Here is a 22,765-nt window from a genome sequence, read left to right on the forward strand (position 1 = left end):
ATGCCGCACCCCCCAAGGCTAGAACCTGGGGGGTGCGGCATACATTCCGGGCCCGGTGGGGCCGGGAGCGTGCGCGGGTCAGCTCTCCGGGCGGTCCTCCGGGGCACGCTCGGGTGCCGGGGCGGGCTCCGCGGTGGTGCTCTTGGTGGTGGAGATCGCCGCCGTCGCGCCGTTCGCACCGTTCGTCAGGGCGAGCTCCTTCGGGGAGAGCACCGGCGGACGGGTCGAGGGCGTGCGGCGGGAGGAGCCGGTCCAGGCGGGCCGGGCCGGGCGCTTGACGATCTGGGCGAAGACCTCGGCGATCTCCTCCTTGCCCAGCGTCTCCTTCTCCAGCAGCGCGAGGACGAGGTTGTCGAGGACGTCGCGGTTCTCGACCAGGATCTCCCAGGCCTCGTTGTGCGCCGTCTCGATGAGCTTCTTGACCTCTTCGTCCACCAGCGCGGCGATCTCTTCCGAGTAGTCGCGCTGGTGAGCCATCTCACGGCCGAGGAACGGCTCGCTGTTGTCGCCGCCGAACTTGATCGCGCCGAGACGCTCGGTCATGCCGTACTGGGTGACCATCGCGCGGGCCAGGCCGGTGGCCTTCTCGATGTCGTTGGCCGCGCCCGTCGTCGGGTCGTGGAAGACGAGCTCCTCGGCCGCGCGGCCGCCCAGCATGTAGGCGAGCTGGTCGAGCATCTCGTTGCGCGTGGTCGAGTACTTGTCCTCGTCCGGGAGCACCATCGTGTAGCCGAGGGCCCGGCCTCTGGACAGGATCGTGATCTTGTGGACCGGGTCGGAGTTCGGTGAGGCCGCCGCGACCAGGGCGTGACCGCCCTCGTGGTACGCGGTGATCTTCTTCTCCTTGTCCGACATGATCCGGGTCCGCTTCTGCGGGCCCGCGACCACACGGTCGATCGCCTCGTCCAGCATGTGGTTGTCGACCAGCTTCTTGTCGCTGCGGGCCGTCAGCAGCGCGGCCTCGTTCAGCACGTTGGCCAGGTCGGCGCCGGTCATGCCGGGCGTACGGCGGGCGACGGCCGACAGGTCGACGTCGGGCGCGACCGGCTTGCCCTTCTGGTGGACCTTGAGGATCTCCAGACGGCCCTGCATGTCCGGGCGGTCGACGGCGATCTGCCGGTCGAAGCGGCCGGGGCGCAGCAGCGCCGGGTCGAGGATGTCGGGCCGGTTCGTCGCGGCGATGAGGATCACGCCGCCCTTGACGTCGAAGCCGTCCATCTCGACGAGCAGCTGGTTCAGCGTCTGCTCGCGCTCGTCGTGACCGCCGCCGAGGCCGGCGCCGCGGTGGCGGCCGACCGCGTCGATCTCGTCGACGAAGACGATGGCCGGGGCGTTCGCCTTGGCCTGCTCGAACAGGTCGCGCACCCGGGAGGCACCGACACCGACGAACATCTCGACGAAGTCGGAACCGGAGATCGAGTAGAACGGCACGCCGGCCTCGCCCGCGACGGCACGCGCGAGCAGCGTCTTGCCGGTGCCGGGCGGGCCGTACAGCAGCACGCCCTTGGGGATCTTGGCACCGACGGCCTGGAACTTGGCCGGCTCCTGGAGGAACTCCTTGATCTCGTGGAGTTCCTCGACGGCCTCGTCGGACCCGGCGACGTCGGAGAACGTCGTCTTCGGGGTGTCCTTGGTGATGAGCTTCGCCTTGGACTTGCCGAAGTTCATGACGCGGGAGCCGCCGCCCTGCATCTGGTTCATCAGGAACAGGAAGATGACCACGATGAGGACGAAGGGAAGCAGGGTGATCAGCAGCCCGACGAAGGGGTTCTGCTTCGACGGCGAGACCGTGTAGCCGTCGGGGATCTGCTTGTCCTGGTACTTGTTCTGAAGTGTGTTGGCCAGGGTCACGCCCTGGTCGCCGATGTAGCTCGCCTGGATCTTCGAGCTGCCTTCGACCTTCTGGCCGTCCTTGAGCTGAACCTTGATGTTCTGCTCGTCGCCGGTGGTCAGCTTGGCCGACTCGACCCTGTTGTCGTTGATCGCCTGGACGACCTGGCCCGTGTCCACCGTCTTGTAGCCGCCGGACGAGCCCACGACCTGCATCAACACGACCACGGCAAGGACGGCCAGCACGATCCACATGATTGGCCCACGGAAGTATCGCTTCACGTCCATCCACACGGAGCGGTGTCGCCCCGTCCCTCCTGCCATAGTGAGTTTGATAAGACAGTTCTTCTGACGGTACCCCAGCGTGGCGGCCCTGAGCCGCACGGGCGGGCCGACGTCCCGTCTGCATGCTCCAACGGCGCGGCGGCCCCAGGGGTTCCCGGTGGCCCGCCGAAACGCCGTCGAACCGGCTGCGGGGCCGCGTCAGCCGCCGTACACGTGGGGCGCGAGCGTACCGACGAACGGGAGGTTGCGGTACTTCTCGGCGTAGTCGAGGCCGTAGCCGACGACGAACTCGTTGGGGATGTCGAAGCCGACCCACTCCACGTCGATGGCGACCTTCGCGGCGTCGGGCTTGCGCAGCAGCGTGCACACCTTGAGGGAGGCGGGCTCGCGCGAGCCGAGGTTGGAGATCAGCCAGGACAGGGTCAGGCCGGAGTCGATGATGTCCTCGACGATCAGGACGTGGCGGCCCTTGATGTCGGTGTCGAGGTCCTTGAGGATCCGCACCACGCCGGAGGACTGGGTGCCCGCGCCGTACGAGGACACCGCCATCCAGTCCATCGTGACGGGGGTGGACAGCGTGCGCGCCAGGTCGGCCATGACCATCACGGCGCCCTTGAGCACGCCGACGATGAGCAGGTCCTTGCCCGCGTACTCCGCGTCGATCTTCGCGGCCAGCTCGGCCAGCTTCGCGTCGATCTCTTCCTTGGTGATGAGTACCTTCTCGAGGTCGGCACCCATGTCGTTCGCGTCCACCCGCATCACTTTCGGTCGTCCCACCGGCCACTCCGGAACGTCCCGGCGATCCGTGCGCGGATCGGTGGGAGTTCCGGATTCAGCCTTGCCGAATCACCAGTCTGCCACCCTGCCGCCGGGCGACGACTTTGCCGGGGAGGTTGATGGCCCCCTGACCGCGCCAGCCGGTGATCAGCCGGTCGACTTCCTCGATGTGGCGGGCGAACAGCGCGCCGCCGGGGGCGCCCGCGTCGAGGGCGGCGCGGCGCAGGATCCGGCGGCGTACGGCGGGCGGCAGGGCGTAGAGCCCCGCGCACTCCAGTCCGCCGGTGGCGTCGCGGACGCCGGCCTCGGCCTGGCGGGCCCAGGTGTCGAGGGCGTCGGCGTCGTCCCGGGAGAGTTGGGCCGTACGGGCGAGGGCCTCGACGACGCCTTTGCCGAGCGCCTTCTCCAGGGCGGGCAGGCCCTCGTGGCGCAGCCGGGAGCGGGTGTAGGCGGGGTCGGCGTTGTGGGGGTCGTCCCAGACGGGGAGGGACTGGACCATGCAGGCCTTGCGGGCGGTCTGCCGGTCGACCTGGAGGAAGGGGCGCCGGTAACGGCCGTCGGCCCCCGAGACCGCGGCCATGCCCGACAGGGAGCGGATGCCGGAGCCGCGGGCGAGGCCCAGCAGGACGGTCTCGGCCTGGTCGTCGCGGGTGTGGCCGAGCAGGACGGCGGCGGCGCCGTGGCGGGCGGCGGCGGCGTCCAGCGCGGCGTAGCGGGCGTCGCGGGCGGCCGCTTCCGGGCCGCCCTCGCGGCCGACGGTCACGGCGGTGGCCTCCACCGGGCCGAGGCCCAGTTCGCGCAGGCGCAGGACGACCTCTTCGGCGCGCAGGTCGGAGCCGTGCTGGAGGCCGTGGTCGACGGTGACGCCGCCGGCGCGGATGCCGAGCCGGGGCGCCTCGAAGGCGAGGGCCGAGGCGAGCGCCATGGAGTCGGCGCCGCCGGAGCACGCCACGAGGACGAGCGGGGAGTCGGGGAGTCCGGACACGCCCTCGGGCGTGCGTCCGGCGGCCGCCGCGGCGGGAACGCCGGCCGGAGTGTTCAGTTCGGTGAGAATGTCGTGGAGGACGCGGCGGACCGCCAGGCGTATCGCCGCGACCGCAGGATGGGGACCCATGTCCGGTGCCCTTCATGAAGTTGTCGGGGGTGAACCCGAGGTTCGGTCACGCAGAGTGTGTAGATGGTGACAGAAACGGGCCGTTCCCCGAGCATCGCACGCCTGCCGAAGCCTCACGGTCCCTCGGACGGGTGATTGGAGGGTCGTTCGCCTGCCGTCGGCCGGAATCGTTTCACGCCCCGCCCGCGCGGCTCACGCCTCCGGCTTGCGGTGCACCCGCGCGATCCAGTCCGCCGGTTTGGCGATCTCCGACTTGGTGGGGAGCGTGTTGGGAGAGGTCCAGACGCGGTTGAAGCCGTCCATGCCGCACTCGTCGACGACGGCCCGGACGAAGCGTTCGCCGTCCCGGTACTGGCGGAGCTTGGCGTCCAGGCCGAGCAGCTTGCGCAGCGCCATGTCGAGGCGGGAGGCGCCCTTGGCGCGCCGCTGCTGGAACTTCTCCCGGATCTCCCCGACGCTCGGCACGACCGCCGGTCCGACGCCGTCCATCACGAAGTCGGCGTGCCCCTCGAGCAGGGACATCACGGCGGTCAGGCGGCCGAGCACCTCCCGCTGGGCGGGGGTCTGCACCAGCTCCACGAGCGAGCGGCCGCCGTCGTCCTCCTCCGCCTCGGGGCGGCCTCCGGCCAGGGACTGGGCGGCCTCGCGGATCCGCTCGAGGACGGTCATCGGGTCCACGTCGGTCTCGGCCAGGAACGACTGGATTTCGCCCTCGAGGTGGTCGCGGAGCCAGGGCACCGCGGTGAACTGCGTGCGGTGCGTCTCCTCGTGCAGGGTCACCCACAGGCGGAAGTCGTGCGGCTCGACGTCGAGTTCACGCTCCACGTGCACGATGTTCGGCGCGACGAGGAGCAGCCGGCCGCCGCCGTTCGCGCCGGCGGGGAGTTCGCGGGTGGCGGGGGCGAACGTCTCGTACTGGCCGAGGACGCGGGAGGACAGGAACGACAGCAGCATGCCCAGCTCGACGCCGGTGACCTTGCCGCCGACGGCGCCGAGGACCGCGTTGCCCGGGCCGCCGCCGCGCCGCTCCTGCATCTTCTCCAGCAGGGGTTTGAGCAGCTCCCGGAACCCGGCGACGTTCGCCCGGACCCAGCCGGGACGGTCGACCACCAGGAGGGGGGTGTCGTGGGTCTCCTCGGTGCCCATCCGGGTGAAGCCGCGGACGTGCTCCTCCGAGGACTTGGCATGGCGGCGGAGTTCGGCGACGACGGCCCGGGCCTCGTCGCGGCTCACCTCGGGGCCCGGCCGTACGAGCCGGGTCGCGGTCGCCACCGCGAGGTTCCAGTCGACCATGCCGGAATTTGCGCCGATGCTCGTCATGGGTCAACGGTACGGGAGCGCTGCCGCTGGGGGGCAGTCGTGCGGCGGGGTGGGTGCCGGGGGTGGGGAGCGCGGCCCGGGGTTGCGGGGTGCCGCTGCGCCCACCCGTGCCGCCCCAGCGGCACGACTGCCCGCAGCTACGCGGGATGCGACTGCCCGCGGTTACGGAAGCGCCAGCGCCGTCGCCGCTCTGTCCAGGGTCGTCTGGGCCGTGTACGGGTCCGTCGTGGCGTTGGTCAGGAAGGCGAAGCCGAGGACGTGGCCGTCGGGGGTGGTGACCGTGCCGGCGAGGGTGTTCACGCCGGTGAGGGTGCCGGTCTTGGCGCGGACGAGGCCCGCTGCGCCGTCCGTGTAACGGCCGGCCAGTGTGCCGGTGAAGTGGGCGACGGGGAGGCCGGTGAGCACCGCGCGGAGCTGGGGGCGGGCGGGGTCGGCCGCCTCGGTCAGCAGGGCGGTGAGCAGGTCGGGGGTGATCAGGTCGGTGCGGTCGAGGCCGCTTCCGTCGTGGAACCGCGCTCTGTCCACCGGCAGGCCGAGCTGCTTCAGGCGGGCCGTGACGGCGGCTCCCGCCCCGGCGAAGTCGGCGCGTTTTCCGGTCGCCGCGGCGGTGTGGCGGGCCAGGGCCTCGGCGAGGTCGTTGTCGCTGTTGGTCAGCATCCGCTCGACGAGGGCCGACAGCGGGGGCGAGGAGACGGTGGCGAGGGTGGTGGCGCGGCCCGTGGCCTTGGAGGGGCCGGGGAGCGAGGCGGTGATGCCGTGCTGCTTCAGGAGGTCCGCGAAGGTGCGGGCGGCGGCGTCCGCCGGGTCGGGGACGCGCGGGGCGGGGCCGCTGGTGGAGTCGTCGGTGCGGCCCTCGTCGGCCATCAGCGCGGTGACGCGGGCCAGGTTCTCGTTGACGCCGATCGGGTGCAGGTCCGTGCCGGCGTAGAGCGTCGTGTCGTACGACAGCGTCACCTTGCGCACGTCGCGCCTCTTCAGGGCGGTGGCGGTCTTCTCGGCGAGGGTGCGCAGGCTGGCGAGCCCGTGGGCGTCCTCGCGGGCGGTGAGGGTGGGGTCGCCGCCGCCGACCAGGACGAGTTCGCCGGTGTCGGGCTCCAGGGCGGTGCGGGTGGTGAGGCGGTGGTCGGGGCCCATGGCGGTGAGGGCGGCGACGGCGGTGGCGATCTTGGTGGTGGAGGCGGGGGTGAGGGCGGCGTCGGAGTCGAGGCCGTACAGGCGCTTGCCGGTGGTGAGGTCGACGACGGCGGCCGCGCGGTGCTCGCCGAGCCCGGGGTCGTCCTTGAGCAGCGGGTCGAGGAGGTCCGCGAGGTTCTCGGCGCCGGGTGCCGCCTTGACGCCGCCCGGCGTGCTGGTGCCGCCCAGACCGCTCAGCACGGCCCCGGCGCTGGGCGCGGGGCGGGGCGAACCGGGCGCCGTACCGGAGGCTCCGGCTCCGTGGCCGTGATCTGCGCCACCCGTGCGGTCCAGTGCGACGGCCCGGTCCCGCTCGGCCGTACGCTGACCCGTGGAGTCCCAGGGGCCGGCGGCGGTCACCACACCGGCGGCCAGTGCCAGTCCGGCGGTGGCGGCACCGGCGGTGTACTGCCAGGTCTTCGGCCTCGTGATCCGGTTGAGCCGTGGCGCCGTGGCCCGTGCGAACCGTGTGACCCGCGGTCCGGTGGCCCGGGCAAAGCGGGCCAGACGGGGACGTACGGCATCCGCGGCCCGCGCCACACGCGGTCCCGCGGTCCGCCAAGGCCTCAGCTCTGGCACTGTCACCAGCCCCTTTCGCGATCACACACCTGCGTGAGGGACACTTAACCACCAGAACTATGTGCTGATCATGGAGGAGCGTCCGGTGGAGTTCGACGTCACGATCGAGATCCCGAAGGGTTCGCGGAACAAGTACGAGGTGGACCACGAGACCGGTCGTATCCGCCTGGACCGCCGCCTGTTCACCTCGACCGCCTACCCGACCGACTACGGCTTCGTCGAGAACACCCTCGGCGAGGACGGCGACCCGCTGGACGCGCTGGTCATCCTGGACGAGCCGACCTTCCCGGGCTGCCTCATCCGCTGCCGCGCGATCGGCATGTTCCGGATGACGGACGAGGCCGGCGGCGACGACAAGCTGCTGTGCGTTCCGTCCACCGACCCGCGCGTGGAGCACCTGCGTGACATCCACCACGTGTCGGAGTTCGACCGCCTGGAGATCCAGCACTTCTTCGAGGTCTACAAGGACCTGGAGCCCGGCAAGTCCGTCGAGGGCGCCGACTGGGTCGGCCGCACCGACGCCGAGGCCGAGATCGAGCGGTCCTACAAGCGTTTCAAGGACCAGGGCGGCCACTGAGCAGTCCGGTCTCGCGCAACGGGTCGCACGCACACGCGTGCGGCCCGTTCGTGTTTGAGTGACCATACTGAGGTCAACAGGAGGGTGTGTCGGTACCAGGGAGCGTTGCGCAGGTGACGGAGGCGGAGGAGCCCAAGCCGCAGTCGGACGAGGCCCGCAGTGCCTTCCGGCAGGCCAGTGGGATCGCGGCGTCGCTCGACGGCGAGTCGTCGACGACGTCCGAGTTCGAGATTCCGCAGGGGCTGGCCGTCACGCGACACGCCGGTACCGAGGCCGAGACGACCTCGGAGTTCTCGCTCCCGGACGGGCTGGAGGTGCCGCAGGCCGCGCCCTCGGACACGGAGGGCTCGGCGTTCACCATGCCGAGCACGCACAGCGCGTGGACCGCCCCGACCGCCTTCACCCCGGCGAGCGGCTTCCCGGCGGTGAGCCTGGCGGACGTGCCGTGGCAGGACCGGATGCGCGCCATGCTGCGGATGCCGGTGGCCGAACGGCCCGCGCCCGAGCCCTCGCAGAAGCACGACGACGAGACCGGCCCCGCCGTGCCGCGCGTGCTCGACCTGACGCTGCGTATCGGGGAGCTGCTGCTGGCGGGCGGTGAGGGCGCCGAGGACGTGGAGGCGGCCATGTTCGCCGTCTGCCGCTCCTACGGCCTGGACCGCTGCGAGCCCAACGTCACCTTCACCCTGCTGTCGATCTCCCACCAGCCGTCCCTGGTCGACGACCCGGTGACGGCCTCGCGGACGGTACGCCGCCGGGGCACCGACTACACGCGGCTCGCGGCCGTCTTCCACCTGGTGGACGACCTCAGCGACCCCGACACGAACATCTCCCTGGAGGAGGCCTACCGGCGCCTCGCGGAGATCCGCCGCAACCGGCACCCGTACCCCACCTGGGTGCTGACGGTGGCCAGCGGTCTGCTCGCGGGCGGGGCCTCGCTGCTCGTCGGCGGCGGGGCGACCGTGTTCTTCGCCGCGATGTTCGGCTCGATGCTCGGCGACCGGCTGGCATGGCTGTGCGCCGGGCGCGGGCTGCCGGAGTTCTACCAGTTCGCCGTGGCCGCGATGCCGCCGGCCGCGATGGGCGTCGTGCTGACGGTGACGCACGTCGACGTGAAGGCGTCCGCGGTCATCACCGGTGGGCTGTTCGCGCTGCTGCCCGGACGGGCGCTGGTCGCGGGGGTGCAGGACGGGCTGACCGGCTTCTACATCACCGCCGCGGCGCGTCTGCTGGAGGTCATGTACTTCTTCGTCAGCATCGTCGCCGGGGTGCTGGTGGTGCTGTACTTCGGGGTCCAGCTGGGCGCCGAGCTCAACCCGGACGCCAAGCTCGGCACCGGTGACGAACCGTTCGTGCAGATCTTCGCCTCGATGCTGCTGTCGCTGGCCTTCGCGATCCTGCTCCAGCAGGAACGGGCCACCGTCCTCGCGGTGACCCTGAACGGCGGCATCGCCTGGTGCGTGTACGGCGCCATGCACTACGCCGGCGACATCTCGCCGGTGGCCTCCACGGCCGCCGCGGCGGGGCTCGTGGGCCTGTTCGGGCAGCTGATGTCCCGGTACCGGTTCGCGTCGGCGCTGCCGTACACGACCGCGGCGATCGGGCCGCTGCTGCCCGGTTCGGCGACGTACTTCGGTCTGCTGGGCATCGCGCAGGGCGAGGTCGACTCGGGGCTGCTGTCGCTGTCCAACGCGGTCGCCCTGGCGATGGCCATCGCGATCGGGGTGAACCTGGGCGGGGAGATCTCCCGGCTCTTCCTGAAGGTGCCCGGCGCCGCGAGTGCGGCGGGACGCCGGGCGGCCAAGCGGACGCGAGGGTTCTAACGGCCCTGGTTGTACGGGTACTGGTCGCCGTACTGCTGGGGCTGGTCGCCGTAGCCCTGCGGGTACTGCTGGGCATACGGCTGCTGCGGGGGCTGCTGACCGCCGTAGGGCTGGTTGCCGTAGCCCTGGTCGTACTGCTGCTGCGGCTGGTCGTACGGGTCGACCCGGCGGAGCTGGGTCGTCGCGTCGTCCATGACCGGGTACGAGGGCTGGGGCTGGTGCTGCTGGGCGGCCGGCGGGGTCGGCGCGGCCGCGGCGGCGCGCTGCTTCTTCTTGCGTTCCCGCAGGTACTCGATGGCGATCGGGACGACGGAGATCAGGATGATCAGGACGAGGATGCCCTCGACGTGGGCCCGGATGAACTCGATCTGGCCGAGCCAGTAGCCCGCGAGGGTGACACCGGTGCCCCAGGCGACACCGCCGACGACGTTGTACGTGAGGAAGGTGCGGTACTTCATGCGGCCGGCGCCCGCCACGATGGGGGCGAAGGTGCGCACGATGGGCACGAAGCGGGCCAGGACGATCGCCTTGGGGCCGTACTTCTCCATGAACTCGTGCGCCTTCTCCAGATTCTCCTGTTTGAAGAGCTTGGAGTTGGGGCGGCTGAAGAGCTTGGGGCCGAAGAACTTGCCGATCATGTAGCCGACTTGGTCACCGAGGACGGCGGCGGCCACGATCAGGGTGCACACCAGCCACAGCGGCTGGCTGATGTACTCGCCCTGGGCGACGAAGAGACCCGCGGTGAACAGCAGCGAGTCGCCGGGCAGGAACGCGAAGAGTCCTGACTCGGCGAAGACGATGAGCAGGATGCCCGGCAGACTGAACGTCTCGATCAGATAGTCCGGGCTGATCCACTCGGGACCGAGCGCAAGGGTGGTCACGGGATTGTGGCTCCTGCTGCTGGGGGGAGGCGGGCTGGACCTGGCTGCCCAAACGTACAACGCAGCCGCGGTGCCCCAGGTTCCACGGGGCGTCTTGGGGTGCGCCGTGACGTTCCCCGGGGAAACCTGAGAACCATGGGTATTGAAGAATACGGCGGCGGCCAGGGCCCGCAGCCCGACGTGCTCGTCGTGACGACCAACGATCTGCCGGGCCACCGGGTGCAGGAGGTGCTCGGGGAGGTCTTCGGGCTGACCGTGCGCTCCCGGCACCTGGGGAGCCAGATCGGAGCCGGGCTGAAGTCGCTGGTCGGCGGTGAGCTGCGCGGTCTCACCAAGACGCTGGTGGAGACCCGCAACCAGGCGATGGAGCGGCTGGTCGAGCAGGCGAGCGCCCGGGGTGCGAACGCGGTGCTGTCCTTCCGCTTCGACGTGACGGAGGCGGCCGACGTGGGCACCGAGGTGTGCGCGTACGGGACGGCGGTGGTCGTGGCCCGGGAGTGAGCCGTGGGGGTGCGACCGGGAGTGAGACCCGGGCCACGACCACCGCTCAGGGGGTGTGCCGGACGGCGTTGGCGAGGATCGCGTCGCGCATGTAGGCGGCGAGGCCCGGCTTGGCGGCGTCGATGTTTCGCGTGAAACGTTCGTCCGAGACGTACATGTCGCCCAGGCAGGTGTGCATCTCGTACCCGCAGTCGTAGTGGTTGCGGGCGATGCCCTGCCGGTGGTCCTCGGCGGCGTCCATGGCCCCCTCGGAGTCGGCGGGCTCACCGGCCTCCATCAGGGCGACGAAGCGCCGGGTGAGCTCGTCGGCCTCGTCCTGGATGCGCTGCCAGTCCTCCTTGGTGTAGGAGGCGGTCTTCTGCTTGGACTGGCGGTAGGCGTCGGTGTCGCCCCAGCGTTCCTGGACCTCCTCCTCGTACTGGTCGGGGTCGAAGTCGCCGAACACCTCGAACTTCTCCTCCGGGGTGAGGTTGATTCCCATGCTGCGTGCCTCCATGGCCTGCTCCACGGCCGCCGCCATCTTCTTCAGCTTCTCGATCCGGGCGGACAGCAGCTCGTGCTGGCGGCGCAGGTGCGCGCGCGGGTCCGCGGCCGGGTCGTCGAGCAGGGCGGCGACCTCGTCGAGCGGGAAGCCCAGCTCCCGGTAGAACAGGATCTGCTGCAACCGGTCGAGGTCGGCGTCGCTGTAGCGCCGGTGGCCCGCGTGGCTGCGCTCGCTCGGTACGAGCAGGCCGATGTCGTCGTAGTGGTGCAGCGTGCGCACCGTCACTCCGGCGAAGCCGGCCACCTGTCCCACGGAGTAGCTCACTTCCGCTCCCTTCTCTGACGCCCTCCACGCTGCCCCCTCACGTGACGTGAGGTGCAAGCCCGGACGTTCCGCGTGCCACGCCGTGAGCCGCCGCGCGGCGTCGGCTCCCTCAGCCCGGGCGGCCGTGGGAGCCCGCCTCGAGGGCCGCGCGCAGCGTGGCCAGGGTCGAGGCGACACGGCTCAGTTCCTCGGGCGAGACCCCCGCGGTCAGCGAGACGAGCGCACTCTCGACCACCGGGCGGGAAGCCGCCAGCCGCCGGGCACCCTCATCGGTGAGGCGGAGCACGGACGAGCGGCGGTCCTGGGGATGTGCCGCCCGTTGGCACCAGCCCGCGGCCACCAGCCGGTCGACCGCCTTGCTGACGGCCCCCACGGTGATCGCCAGTTCGCCGACGATGTCGAGCACGCGGCACCCCGGCACGCGGTCGATGATCTCCAGGAACTCGAACTGCCCGATACTCACCCCTTGTTCGTCCCGCAGCCGGGCGCTCACCGCGTTGTAGAGCCGGGTCTCGACCCGGACCAGGTCGACGAAGGCCGGGGTGACGTGGCTCACAAAACCTCCAGTAGATTCCCAGGAATCATATTCCCTGGAATACGGTTGGCCCGAACAAATGGATTCCCAGGAATCTATTCTCGCACGCCGACCCATGGAGGCCCCCCATGTCCCGACAGCAGCGCGACGCCCTGGACGCCCTGCTCCGTTCCGCACCGCGCACCGAGACACCGCCCACTCCGGAAGAGCAGCGGGACGCCTTCGCCTCGGCCCTCACCCGCCCCGCGCCGGAAGGAGTGGTCACCCGCAGGACCGTCCTGGGCGGACGGCCGGCCCTGGAGCTGGAGCCGGACACGGCCTCCGGCCCCGGCCGACTGCTCTACCTGCACGGCGGCGGCTACCTCGTCGGCTCACCGGACACCCACGCGGGGCTGGCCGGTGAACTGGCCCGCCGCGCCGGGCTGCGCGCCCTGTCGCTGGACTACCGACTGGCGCCCGAGCACCCCTTCCCCGCGGCCGTCGACGACGGGCTCGCCGCCTATCGCGAGCTGCTGTCGACGGGTACCGACCCGCGGGACCTCGTCCTGGCCGGTGACTCCGCCGGTGGCGGACTGAGCGTCGCCACCCTGCTCGCGGCCAGGGAGGCCGGGCTGCCGCAGCCGGCCGCCGCGGTCCTCTTCTCCCCCTGGGCCGATCTCACCCTCGCCGGAGGGAGCATCCGTTCCAAGGAGGGCGCCGATCCCATATTCACCGAGGCCGACGTGCGTGCCTACGCCGATCTCTACGTCGGCGCGGGCGACCGGGCGGCCCCCCTGGCCAGCCCGGTCTTCGCCGACCTCGCCGGACTGCCCCCACTGCTCGTGCAGGCCGGTGCGAACGAGATACTGCTCGACGACGCGGTCCGGCTGGCCGGCCGCGCGGGCGCCGCCGACGTCGAGGTCACACTCGAAGTCGGCCCCGGCCTCCCCCACGTCTACCCACTCCACTACGGCCGCCTCGACGAGGCGGACGCCGCACTCGACCGCGCCGCCCGCTTCCTCACCGCCCGCCTCGGCGCCGGGCCCCTGGGCACCGACCGTCTCGCACCGGTCCGCTGACGTGCGGTGCGGTGCGGTGCGGTGCGGTCCCGTCCCGGATGCGGGGTCCGGGGCCCCGGCCTACCGTCGGTCGCATGTCACTGCACCAGGGGCCCCGCCCGTCCCACGACCACGATCGTGACCGGCGCCGGCTCGCCGTGAACCCCTTCCACGCGGCGGCGAACCCGCTCGGCGGCATGACCGAGGCTCCGCCCTCGCACCGGCTGCCCGACTCCCCACTGCCGCCGGAGACCGCGTACCGGCTGGTCCACGACGAACTGATGCTCGACGGCAACGCACGGCTCAACCTGGCCACCTTCGTCACCACCTGGATGGAGCCGCAGGCCGGGGTGCTGATGAGCGAGTGCCGGGACAAGAACATGATCGACAAGGACGAGTACCCGCGCACCGCCGAGCTGGAGCGGCGCTGCGTGGCGATGCTCGCCGACCTGTGGCACGCGCCCGACCCGTCGACGGCCGTGGGCTGCTCGACGACCGGATCGAGCGAGGCGTGCATGCTGGCCGGGATGGCGCTGAAGCGGCGCTGGGCGCTGCGCAACGCAGACCGCTATCCGGCGAAGGACGTGCGGCCCAATCTGGTGATGGGCGTGAACGTCCAGGTCTGCTGGGAGAAGTTCTGCAACTTCTGGGAGGTGGAGGCCCGCCAGGTCCCGATGGAGGGCGACCGCTTCCACCTCGACCCGCAGGCCGCCGCCGAGCTGTGCGACGAGAACACCATCGGGGTCGTCGGCATCCTGGGCTCCACCTTCGACGGGTCCTACGAGCCGGTCGCCGACCTGTGCGCGGCTCTGGACGCCCTCCAGGAGCGGACCGGCCTCGACGTCCCGGTGCACGTCGACGGGGCCTCGGGCGGCATGGTCGCGCCGTTCCTGGACGAGGACCTGGTGTGGGACTTCCGGCTGCCCCGGGTCGCCTCGATCAACACCTCGGGACACAAGTACGGGCTGGTCTACCCGGGCGTGGGCTGGGCACTGTGGCGGGACGCGGAGGCGCTGCCCGAGGAGCTGGTGTTCCGCGTGAACTACCTGGGCGGCGACATGCCGACCTTCGCGCTGAACTTCTCCCGGCCCGGCGCGCAAGTCGTCGCGCAGTACTACAACTTTCTGCGGCTTGGCCGTGACGGCTACCGGGCCGTGCAGCAGAACGCCCGGGACATCGCGGGCTCGCTCGCGCGGCGGGTGGCGGCGCTGGGCGACTTCCGGCTGCTGACGCGCGGCGACCAGCTGCCGGTGTTCGCCTTCACGACGGCCGACGGCGTGACGGCGTACGACGTCTTCGACGTGTCCCGGCGGCTGCGGGAAGGCGGCTGGCTGGTGCCGGCGTACACCTTCCCGCCGCACCGCGAGGACCTCTCGGTGCTGCGGGTGGTGTGCCGCAACGGCTTCTCGGCGGACATGGCGGACCTGCTCCTCGAGGATCTGGAGCGGCTGCTGCCGGAGCTGCGCCGGCAGCCGCACCCGCTGACCCGGGACAAGGGCGCGGCCACCGGGTTCCACCACTAGCGGCTCAGCCGCCCGAACCTGGCCACCGCCAGCGGGAAGAACACCGCGAGCAGTGCCAGCGGCCAGGCGACGGCCGCCCAGAGGTGGCCGGACTCGCCGCCGGGGCCGCCGAAGAGGTCGCGGACGGCCGTGGCGGTCTGGGACAGCGGGTTCCACTCGACGACCGTGCCCAGCCAGCCGGGCATGGAGTCGGGGGCGGCGAAGGCGTTGGAGAGGAAGCCGACCGGCCAGACCAGGATCTGCACCGCCTGCACCAGCTCGGGCTTCCCGGCCACCAGGGCCAGGAAGATGCCGATCCAGAGCATGGCGAAGCGGAAGAGCAGGAGCAGGCCGACCGCGCCCAGGAAGGCGCCGGGACCGCCGTGGGTGCGCCAGCCGAGCGCGTACCCGACCCCGATCAGTACGGTCAGGCCGAGCACCGACTGGAGCATGTCGGCGGCGGAGCGGCCGACCAGGACCGCGCCGTTCGCCATCGGGAGGGAGCGGAAGCGGTCGACGACGCCCTTGTCGAGGTCCCGGGTGACGGCGATCATCGTGCCCTCCAGGCCGAAGGCCATGGTGAGGGCGAGCATCCCGGGGACCAGGTAGTCGACGTAGTCGCCGCTCAGGCCCCGGCCGCCGCCGACCAGGTAGCCGAACATCAGCAGCAGCATCACCGGGAAGACCAGGTTGACGACGACCGTCACCGGCTGCCGTCCCCAGCGGGCCAGCTCGCGGCGGGTCATGGTCCAGGAGTCGGACAGGGCGTGGGTCGCGGGACTCACGGCGGTCGTACGCACGGCGGTCGTACTCACGCGGCCTCCTTCGTGCGGTCGGTGAGGTGCAGGAACACCTCGTCCAGGGTCGGCCGGCGCAGCGCCACGTCCTCGGCCTCGATCCCGGCCTTCTCCAGCGCCCGTACGACGCCGGAGAGCGCCGCCATCCGGTCGGTGACCGGGGCGCTGAGCAACCGGCGGTCGGGGTCCACGCGGACTCCGGTGAGCGGCAGCAGGGCCACCGCGGCGCCCAGGTGGCCGGCGTCGCGCAGGACGACGTCGACGCGGTCGCCGCCGGTGGCCGCCTTGAGTTCGTCCGCCGTGCCGTCGGCGACGACGCGGCCGGCGTCGACGACCGAGATGCGGTCGGCGAGCTGGTCGGCCTCCTCCAGGTACTGGGTGGTGAGCAGGACCGTCGTACCGGAGCCGACCAGGGAGCGGACCGAGTCCCACACCTCGGCGCGGCCGCGCGGGTCGAGGCCGGTGGTCGGCTCGTCCAGGAAGAGCACCTCCGGTTCGGTGATGAGGGACGCGGCCAGGTCCAGGCGGCGCCGCATGCCGCCGCTGTAGGCGGTGACCGGTTTGCGTCCGGTGTCGGCGAGGCCGAAGCGGGCGAGCAGTTCGTCGGCACGCGCGCGTGCCCGCCGGGCGCCCAGGTGATGCAGGCGGCCGAACATCTCCAGGTTCTGCCGGCCGCCCAGCTCCTCGTCGAGCGCCGCGTGCTGGCCGAGCAGACCGATGCGCAGCCGTACCGCGTACGCCTCGGCGACTACGTCGTGTCCGGCCACCTCGACGCGGCCCGCGTCGGGGCGCAGCAGGGTGGACAGGATGCGGACCAGGGTCGTCTTGCCGGCTCCGTTCGGGCCCAGTACGCCGTGCACCGTGCCGCGCGTGACGGTGAGGTCGAGTCCGTCCAACGCTCTCTTACTGCCGTACTCCTTGCGTGCTCCTTCGACGGTGATCGCCGCGTCGGCCACTGTCACTCCCCGCTTCCCCTTCGAGAGACAAGCTAGCCAAATTTGACTACTAGCTCAGAACATAACCCCCACCCTCCCGTTGGTCAAACTTGATTAGCGAGCGTCCCCGTAGTGCGGCCGCCCCGCCGCGAAGGGGTTCTCCTCGCCCTCGGCGAGCACGCCGACGAACGGCTCGCCCTCACCGGCGAAGGTGTACGCGCCGCCCCGGACGCGTTCGATGAGGCCGCGGGTCCATTCCGCGCCCGAGTCGGCCGAGTGGACCCAGTAGTTCATGATCTCGCCGATGTGCCCGTACTGGCCGGGCCCCTCGGCGGGCATGTAGTACTCGGTGACGGAGGCACGCCACTCCTCGATCTTCCGCACCCGCTCCTCCAGGAGCCCCAGGGCCTCCTCGCGCGGCAGGTCGACCATGAAACCGAGCGCCGCGGTGAGCACGTCCGGCCGCTGGTCGTAGGCGGTGAGGTAGTCGCGGAGCAGGGCGAGGTACTCCTCGGTGCCCTGCTCCGTGATCTCGTACTCCACGCGCGGCGGGCCACCCGCCGTGGACGGCGCGATCTCGTGCGCGAGAAGCAGTCCCTGTTTCGCCATCTGCTTCAGCGCGTGGTAGATCGAGCCGGGCTTGGCGTTGGACCACTCGTGCGCGCCCCAGTACTCCAGGTCGTTGCGCACCTGGTAGCCGTGGGCCCGCCCGTGCTGGCGGACGGCGCCGAGCACGAGGAGACGGATCGCTGACATGGGGTCCAGCCTAGATCCGGCGCCGGGCTCGGCCCGCCGGGGCCCTCAGAACGGGAAGCCGCTGCGGCCGTGCTGCACCGAGATCCACTTCTGCGTGGTGAAGGCGTCCAGCATGGTCTCGCCGTTGAGGCGGCCGAGGCCGGAGTGCTTCTCGCCGCCGAAGGGGACGATGGGCTCGTCGTGCACGGTGCCGTCGTTCACGTGGAACATGCCGGTGTCGATCCGCTTGGCGAAGCCGACGCCGCGCTCGACGTCCCCGGTGTGCACGGCGCCGCTCAGCCCGTACGGCGTGTCGTTGACGAGGCGTACCGCCTCCTCCTCGCCGTCGAAGGGGACGAGGAAGGCGACCGGGCCGAAGACCTCCTGCTGGAGCAGCGCGGAGTCGGCGGGCAGGCCGGTGAGGACGGAGGGCTCGACCAGGTTGTCGGTGACCGAGCCGCGCACCAGGGCGGTGGCGCCCTCGGCGAGCGCCTGCTCGACCACGCCGGAGAGGGCGTCGGCCTGCGAGGAGTTGATCACCGGGCCGATGACCGTCGACGGGTCGCGCGGGTCGCCGGCCTTGAGGGACTTCACCTTGGCGACGAACTTCTCGGTGAACTCGTCGGCCACCGCGCGGTCGACCAGCACGCGGTTGGCGGCCATGCAGACCTGGCCCTGGTGCACGTACCGGCTGAAGACCGCGGCGTCGACCGCGTAGTCGACGTCGGCGTCGTCGAGGACCACCAGCGCGCTGTTGCCGCCCAGTTCGAGGACCGAGCGCTTGAAGTTCGCCGCGCAGACCGTGGCCACGTGCCGGCCGACCTTGTCGGAGCCGGTGAAGGAGATCACCTTGGGCACCGGGTGCTCGATGAAGGCGTCGCCGATCTCCGCGATGTCGGTGACCACCACGTTGAGCAGGCCGCCCGGCAGTCCGGCGTCCTCGAGGAGCTTCGCGACCAGCGTGCCGCCCACGATCGGCGTGTTCTGGTGCGGCTTGAGGACGACGCCGTTGCCCAGGGCGAGGGCCGGGGCGACCGACTTCAGGGAGAGCAGGAAGGGGAAGTTGAAGGGGCTGATGACGCCCACGACGCCGACCGGCACCCGGTAGACGCGGTTCTCCTTGCCGTCGACCGGGGACGGGATGATCCGGCCCTCGGGCGCCAGCGCCAGGTGGACCGCCTCGCGCAGGAACTCCTTGGCGAGGTGCAGCTCGAAGGCGGCCTTCAGGCGGGTGCCGCCCAGCTCGGCGACGATCGCCTCGCTGATCTCCTCCTCGCGCTCCTCCACCAGGCGCAGCGCCTTCTCGAACACCGCGCGGCGCGCGTACGGGTTCGTCGCGGCCCACTGCTTCTGCGCGCGCTCGGCGGCCCGGTAGGCGGCGTCGACCTCGTCGACGGTGGCTATCGTGATCGAGGCGAGCTTCTCGTTGTCGTACGGGTTGAAGTCGATGATGTCCCAGGAGCCGGTGCCCGGGCGCCACTCGCCGTCGATGTACTGCTGGGCGAGGTCGGTGAAGTACGACGACATGAGAACCCTCAATCCCCTCAACTGCCGCAGCCGCCGCGAGCGAGCCGCCTGATTGGGCGTCATCGTACTTATGTTTCAGGAGAGTTGGAGGAGACCTCGCAGAAGGTCCCGGCTCTCGTCCGGTCCCGGGCTGTCCTGCTGGAGTTCCTTCAGCGCCGTCTCGTACTGGGTGACGTCCTCCTGCTTGTCCAGGTACAGCGCGCTGGTCAGCTGCTCCAGGTAGACGACGTCCGAAAGGTCGGACTCGGGGAAGCTGAGGAGCGTGAACGCGCCACTCTCGCCGGAGTGCCCGCCGAAGCCGAACGGCATGATCTGGAGCCGCACATTGGGGCGCTCGGACATCTCGATCAGGTGCTGGAGCTGGCCGCGCATCACCTCGCGGTCGCCGTAGGGCCGGCGCAGGGCGGCCTCGTCGAGCACGATGTGGAACTCGGGGGCGTTCTCCGCGACCAGGTGCTTCTGGCGCTCCAGGCGCAGGGCCACCCGCCGCTCGACGTCCGCCTCGCCGGCGCCCTTCATGCCGCGCCGGACGACCGCGCGGGCGTACTCCTCGGTCTGGAGCAGCCCGTGCACGAACTGCACCTCGTAGACCCGGATCAGCGAGGCGGCACCCTCCAGGCCCACGTAGGTGGGGAACCAGCTGGGCAGCACGTCGGAGTAGCTGTGCCACCAGCCCGCGACGTTGGCCTCCTTGGCGAGGGAGAGCAACGAGTTGCGCTCCTGCTCGTCCGTGATGCCGTACAGCGTCAGCAGGTCCTCGACGTCCCTGGTCTTGAAGCTCACCCGGCCCAGCTCCATCCGGCTGATCTTCGATTCTGAGGCGCGGATCGAGTAGCCCGCCGCCTCGCGCGTGATCCCCCGCGTCTCACGCAGTCGCCTGAGTTGTGATCCGAGCAGCATGCGCCGCACCACCGATCCGGGCTCTCCCGCGCTCACGTTCGCCAGCCTCCCCAACCGTCTTCAGGGGCCGAAGTCTGCCACTAAAACACTCCGAGCAGTACTCGTCCGGTTACGGAAACGGAATTGAGTCAACGGAAACGTGCAGGCTCATGCACACGGTGGGCCGGAACCGGCCGTCGAGGGACATGAAGAGGGGGCGAAGATGGCGGAAAAATTGACCAACAAGCGGTACGGGCAGGTCCATTTCGGTCACGTGCACGTGCATCTGCCCTTGCATCTGCGGTACGCATCCGAAACCATGGTCCCCGCACCACCGCGCCGCATCGCTACGACCGCGAACTCCCGGGAGTGCCTCGCATGGGGACGAATGGATCGACCATGCTCGAGCCGTTACGGCAGGGCCTTCCACCACTCGACCCCGCGGCCGTCTCCAACGCCGCCTCCTGCGCCCTGCCGCCCCGTTACGAGGCGGTGCGCGAGGCCCGGAGATTCACCCGCAGGACACTCGACGGCTGGGACACGGGCGACCGCTTCGACGACGTCTGCCTGGTGGTCTCGGAACTCGTCACCAACGCCCTGCGCCACGCGCTGCCCGCGGACACCCCGCGCCACGACGAGCAGCACGGTCCCGTACGGCTGCACCTGATGCGCTGGACGGAGCGGCTGGTGTGCGCGGTGCGCGACCCCAGTCACGACAGCCCGGTGGCCCGTGAGACGGACGACTTCTCGGCGGAGTCGGGCCGGGGCCTGTTCCTCGTCGACTCCTTCAGCGACAGCTGGGGCTGGCACCCGCTGGCCGGAACGCTCAACGGCAAGGTGGTCTGGGCGCTGTTCCGGCTCTAGCCCGCAGTGGGACCGGTCAGCTCGGTCAGCTCGCGATCAGGTGGTCGAACTCGCCGTCCTTGATGCCCAGCAGCATGGCCTCGATCTCGGCGCGCGTGTAGACGAGCGCGGGACCGTCGGGGAAGCGGGAGTTGCGCACCGCCACCGCGCCGTCGGGCAGGCGCGCGAACTCCACGCACGATCCCTGCGAGTTGCTGCGCCGGCTCTTCTGCCAGGCCGCGTCGTGCAACTGCGTGGCGGCCATGCCGTTGTACACGTCGTACACGTCGTGGTTCACAGGTCGCTCCCCGGTGTGCACTGGCTGATGTGGCCATTGATGCAGTGGTCAACTGATCCGGATCATAACCCTGTTCACGTGCAGATGCATGAGCAAATGCACGTGCACGCGTGGTGGTCCCGCGGTTACAGCTTTGACGACCGCTTTACCGAGCCCTGCCCTCTACGACGCCGGGCCCCGGGAAGTCGTTCCCGCATGTGCCCCCGGATTCGAAGAATATGCAACAACATGCGACAACACCGGGGCCCGGCCGGTACGGGCGTGCCCCGGTGTTGTCGCTGGTGCGTGAGGTGCGGCGGGCGGGTCAGCGGGTGCCGTACGGCAGCAGCGCCATCTCGCGCGCGTTCTTGATCGCCCTGGCCAGCTGCCGCTGCTGCTGGGACGTCACCCGGGTGACCCGGCGGCTGCGGATCTTGCCGCGGTCGGAGAGGAACTTCCGCAGCAGCTCGGTGTCCTTGTAGTCGACGTACGTCACTCCGTCCCGGTCGAGCGGGTTGGGGCGCTGCCGGGCGGGCGTGCGGTCGGTCTTGCGGGGTCGGGGCATCGGGTCAGACCTCCAGGAGGGTGTCGAAGGCGGGCGGCAGCCGTTCCCAGGCGGCCTGTCCCGCGGCGTACTCGGCGTCGGTCAGCAGGCAGGACTCCAGCAGCCGTTCCAGGCCGTCGCGGTCGAGGCCGGGGGACGTGAAGACCAGGTGCTGGCAGCGGTCTCCGTGCTCGGGGTGCCAGTCCAGCGCGGCGGCGGCACGGCGCACGGGCGGCACCAGGTCCCAGGCCGCGTCGGGGAGCGAGGCGAGCCACGGCCCCGCGCCCTCCACGCACAGGGCACCGCCCGCGGCGTCCCAGTGCAGCAGCGTGTCCCCCTTGCCCGCGAGCCAGAACCGCCCCCGGCTGCGGGCCGCGGCGCAGGTCAGGTCCTCGAGCGCCGCGTACAGCCGCTCCGGGTGGAAGGGGCGGCGGCGGTGCCAGACCAGGGTGGCGACGCCGTGCGCGTCGGCCTCGGCGGGCAGCAGGGCGCAGGCAGGGTGCTGCGCGGCGGCGGCGGCCTCGACGTCGAACCCGGCGAGGGCGGCCCGCGCCAGCTCCGAGGACGCGGATGCGGATGCGGGCGGGGCCGGGGCGCCCGCCGGGTCACCGTGGCCGATCGGCACCCGGCGGGCGGTCGGATGGAGCTGGGTGAGCAGCTCGCGGTCCTCGTCGTCGGCCTCCGGCGAGCCGGGGAGGGACTCGGCGAGAGCGAGGACGGAGGCGTACTCCAGCTGCCGCGCGAAGGTGTCCGCGACGGTGCGCTGATCGGTGGCCGCGGCGGCGAGGCCGCCCTCGGCGAGGTCGTCGCCGTTGCCGAGGTACGGCAGGACGAGGGCCGGGTCGACGGCGGTGATCACGCCGGTGACGGTGAAGCCGCCGGCCGTGACCACCTCCGCCATCGCCTTGGGCTCGACGGAGTCCCACAGTTCGACCACCGCCAGCGGGGTGCCGCCGGCCTCCGCGAGCCGGACCAGCTCGGGGACGAGATCCTCGCGCAGGGCGCAGCACGCGCAGTCGTTGACCAGGGGTGCCTCGCCCGCGTCGAGGATGCCCGTGGCGTCCCGCACGGTCCGCACGACCGTGCCCGCGGCGGCGGTCGCCAGGTCGTGGTGGAGGACGACACTGCCGGGCACGTCGGCCAGCAGCCGTGCCACGGCCGCCCGGCGCGCGTCGGCGTGCAGCCCGCCGACGATCACCACCGGCAGATCGTGGAGGGGGCCCGGCCCGCTCACGCCCCGCCCTCCTTCCCGTACCGGCGCTCGAAGCGCTCCACGCGTCCGGCGGTGTCCAGGACGCGCGCGGTGCCGGTGTAGAAGGGGTGGCTGACGTGGGAGATCTCGACGTCGACGACCGGGTAGGTACGGCCGTCCTCCCACTCGACCGTGCGCTCACTGGTGAGGGTCGAGCGGGTGAGGAAGGCGTAGTCCGCGGCCCGGTCGCGGAAGACGACGGGACGGTACTCCGGGTGGATTCCCTTGCGCACG

23 protein-coding genes are annotated in these 22,765 nt (G+C 71.3%); 6 read left to right on the forward strand and 17 right to left on the reverse strand.

Annotation, left to right across the window (positions count from 1 at the left end):
• Positions 1-78: 78 nt before the first annotated feature.
• The 5 genes from ftsH to dacB form a co-directional block, all read right to left on the reverse strand.
• A complete protein-coding gene (ftsH, locus tag OHA99_RS16485) occupies positions 79-2,118 on the reverse strand; it encodes an ATP-dependent zinc metalloprotease FtsH (protein WP_108987379.1) in 2,040 nt (679 codons plus the stop codon).
• Between the two features lie 195 nt (positions 2,119-2,313).
• Entirely contained in the window at positions 2,314-2,853 is a 540-nt protein-coding gene (gene hpt, locus OHA99_RS16490; RefSeq protein WP_226027733.1) for a hypoxanthine phosphoribosyltransferase, read from the reverse strand.
• A 94-nt stretch (positions 2,854-2,947) separates the two neighbouring features.
• The gene (gene tilS, locus OHA99_RS16495; protein WP_153178622.1) at positions 2,948-4,006 is read right to left on the reverse strand and encodes a tRNA lysidine(34) synthetase TilS; all 1,059 of its coding nucleotides are present in this window, start codon (positions 4,004-4,006) and stop codon (positions 2,948-2,950) included.
• 192 nt (positions 4,007-4,198) lie between these two features.
• On the reverse strand, positions 4,199-5,326 hold the full coding sequence (locus OHA99_RS16500) for a zinc-dependent metalloprotease (protein ID WP_153178623.1): 1,128 nt from the start codon (positions 5,324-5,326) through the stop codon (positions 4,199-4,201).
• A gap of 162 nt (positions 5,327-5,488) precedes the next feature.
• Positions 5,489-7,039 (reverse strand): D-alanyl-D-alanine carboxypeptidase/D-alanyl-D-alanine-endopeptidase, encoded by a 1,551-nt coding sequence (dacB, locus tag OHA99_RS16505; protein ID WP_405696401.1) that lies wholly within the window; start codon positions 7,037-7,039, stop codon positions 5,489-5,491.
• 124 nt (positions 7,040-7,163) lie between these two features.
• Here dacB and OHA99_RS16510 point away from each other — a divergent pair, with 124 nt between their 5' ends.
• Positions 7,164-7,655, forward strand: a complete 492-nt coding sequence (locus OHA99_RS16510; RefSeq protein WP_007452023.1) for an inorganic diphosphatase — start codon at positions 7,164-7,166, stop codon at positions 7,653-7,655.
• Positions 7,656-7,768: 113 nt separating this feature from the next.
• Positions 7,769-9,478: a threonine/serine exporter ThrE family protein gene (locus OHA99_RS16515; protein ID WP_381500187.1), complete on the forward strand. Its 1,710-nt coding sequence runs from the start codon at positions 7,769-7,771 to the stop codon at positions 9,476-9,478.
• Here OHA99_RS16515 and OHA99_RS16520 read toward each other — a convergent pair.
• Positions 9,475-10,359 carry a DedA family protein gene (locus OHA99_RS16520; RefSeq protein WP_153178625.1) on the reverse strand — a complete coding sequence of 295 codons (885 nt, stop codon included), beginning with the start codon at positions 10,357-10,359 and terminating at the stop codon, positions 9,475-9,477. The genes OHA99_RS16515 and OHA99_RS16520 overlap by 4 nt on opposite strands.
• Positions 10,360-10,494: 135 nt before the next feature.
• Between OHA99_RS16520 and OHA99_RS16525 the strand changes: the two genes are divergently transcribed.
• On the forward strand, positions 10,495-10,860 hold the full coding sequence (locus OHA99_RS16525; protein WP_153178626.1) for a YbjQ family protein: 366 nt from the start codon (positions 10,495-10,497) through the stop codon (positions 10,858-10,860).
• Between the two features lie 46 nt (positions 10,861-10,906).
• Here the strand turns inward: OHA99_RS16525 and OHA99_RS16530 are convergent, their stop codons facing one another.
• Both OHA99_RS16530 and OHA99_RS16535 read right to left on the reverse strand, forming a co-directional pair.
• Complete coding sequence (locus OHA99_RS16530; RefSeq protein WP_164383778.1) at positions 10,907-11,668, reverse strand: MerR family transcriptional regulator; 762 nt, start codon at positions 11,666-11,668, stop codon at positions 10,907-10,909.
• 109 nt (positions 11,669-11,777) lie between these two features.
• Positions 11,778-12,224 (reverse strand): MarR family winged helix-turn-helix transcriptional regulator, encoded by a 447-nt coding sequence (locus OHA99_RS16535; RefSeq protein WP_153178628.1) that lies wholly within the window; start codon positions 12,222-12,224, stop codon positions 11,778-11,780.
• Positions 12,225-12,331: 107 nt separating this feature from the next.
• On the opposite strand from OHA99_RS16535, the gene OHA99_RS16540 reads away from it, so the two are divergent.
• On the forward strand, positions 12,332-13,261 hold the full coding sequence (locus OHA99_RS16540; RefSeq protein ID WP_153178629.1) for an alpha/beta hydrolase: 930 nt from the start codon (positions 12,332-12,334) through the stop codon (positions 13,259-13,261).
• Between the two features lie 74 nt (positions 13,262-13,335).
• On the forward strand, positions 13,336-14,763 hold the full coding sequence (locus OHA99_RS16545) for a glutamate decarboxylase (RefSeq protein ID WP_153178630.1): 1,428 nt from the start codon (positions 13,336-13,338) through the stop codon (positions 14,761-14,763).
• Here OHA99_RS16545 and OHA99_RS16550 read toward each other — a convergent pair.
• The 5 genes from OHA99_RS16550 to OHA99_RS16570 all read right to left on the reverse strand — a co-directional run bounded on the left by OHA99_RS16550 (position 14,760) and on the right by OHA99_RS16570 (position 19,636).
• A complete protein-coding gene (locus tag OHA99_RS16550; protein WP_366473945.1) occupies positions 14,760-15,488 on the reverse strand; it encodes an ABC transporter permease in 729 nt (242 codons plus the stop codon). The two genes, OHA99_RS16545 and OHA99_RS16550, sit on opposite strands and share 4 nt — an antisense overlap.
• 65 nt (positions 15,489-15,553) lie before the next feature.
• On the reverse strand, positions 15,554-16,495 hold the full coding sequence (locus tag OHA99_RS16555) for an ATP-binding cassette domain-containing protein (protein WP_381500201.1): 942 nt from the start codon (positions 16,493-16,495) through the stop codon (positions 15,554-15,556).
• A gap of 93 nt (positions 16,496-16,588) precedes the next feature.
• Positions 16,589-17,230 (reverse strand): PadR family transcriptional regulator, encoded by a 642-nt coding sequence (locus OHA99_RS16560; protein WP_153178632.1) that lies wholly within the window; start codon positions 17,228-17,230, stop codon positions 16,589-16,591.
• A gap of 45 nt (positions 17,231-17,275) precedes the next feature.
• Positions 17,276-18,736 (reverse strand): aldehyde dehydrogenase family protein, encoded by a 1,461-nt coding sequence (locus OHA99_RS16565; protein ID WP_153178633.1) that lies wholly within the window; start codon positions 18,734-18,736, stop codon positions 17,276-17,278.
• 75 nt (positions 18,737-18,811) lie between these two features.
• On the reverse strand, positions 18,812-19,636 hold the full coding sequence (locus tag OHA99_RS16570; protein WP_051005950.1) for a helix-turn-helix transcriptional regulator: 825 nt from the start codon (positions 19,634-19,636) through the stop codon (positions 18,812-18,814).
• A 357-nt stretch (positions 19,637-19,993) separates the two neighbouring features.
• On the opposite strand from OHA99_RS16570, the gene OHA99_RS16575 reads away from it, so the two are divergent.
• Complete coding sequence (locus tag OHA99_RS16575; RefSeq protein WP_007452012.1) at positions 19,994-20,479, forward strand: ATP-binding protein; 486 nt, start codon at positions 19,994-19,996, stop codon at positions 20,477-20,479.
• Positions 20,480-20,504: 25 nt separating this feature from the next.
• On the opposite strand, the gene OHA99_RS16580 is transcribed toward OHA99_RS16575, so the two are convergent.
• From OHA99_RS16580 to OHA99_RS16595, 4 genes are all read right to left on the reverse strand, one after another.
• Complete coding sequence (locus tag OHA99_RS16580) at positions 20,505-20,723, reverse strand: DUF397 domain-containing protein (protein WP_174855328.1); 219 nt, start codon at positions 20,721-20,723, stop codon at positions 20,505-20,507.
• 337 nt (positions 20,724-21,060) lie between these two features.
• Positions 21,061-21,300 carry a 30S ribosomal protein S18 gene (gene rpsR / locus OHA99_RS16585; RefSeq protein WP_153178635.1) on the reverse strand — a complete coding sequence of 80 codons (240 nt, stop codon included), beginning with the start codon at positions 21,298-21,300 and terminating at the stop codon, positions 21,061-21,063.
• 4 nt (positions 21,301-21,304) lie between these two features.
• The gene (locus OHA99_RS16590) at positions 21,305-22,513 is read right to left on the reverse strand and encodes a GTP-binding protein (protein ID WP_153178636.1); all 1,209 of its coding nucleotides are present in this window, start codon (positions 22,511-22,513) and stop codon (positions 21,305-21,307) included.
• The gene (locus OHA99_RS16595) at positions 22,510-22,764 is read right to left on the reverse strand and encodes a type B 50S ribosomal protein L31 (protein ID WP_153178637.1); all 255 of its coding nucleotides are present in this window, start codon (positions 22,762-22,764) and stop codon (positions 22,510-22,512) included. The genes OHA99_RS16590 and OHA99_RS16595 overlap by 4 nt, the downstream gene beginning before the upstream one ends.
• Position 22,765: the final 1 nt, after the last annotated feature.

The sequence above is a fragment of the Streptomyces coelicoflavus genome, from assembly GCF_045041415.1.
Classification (GTDB): domain Bacteria; phylum Actinomycetota; class Actinomycetes; order Streptomycetales; family Streptomycetaceae; genus Streptomyces; species Streptomyces coelicoflavus.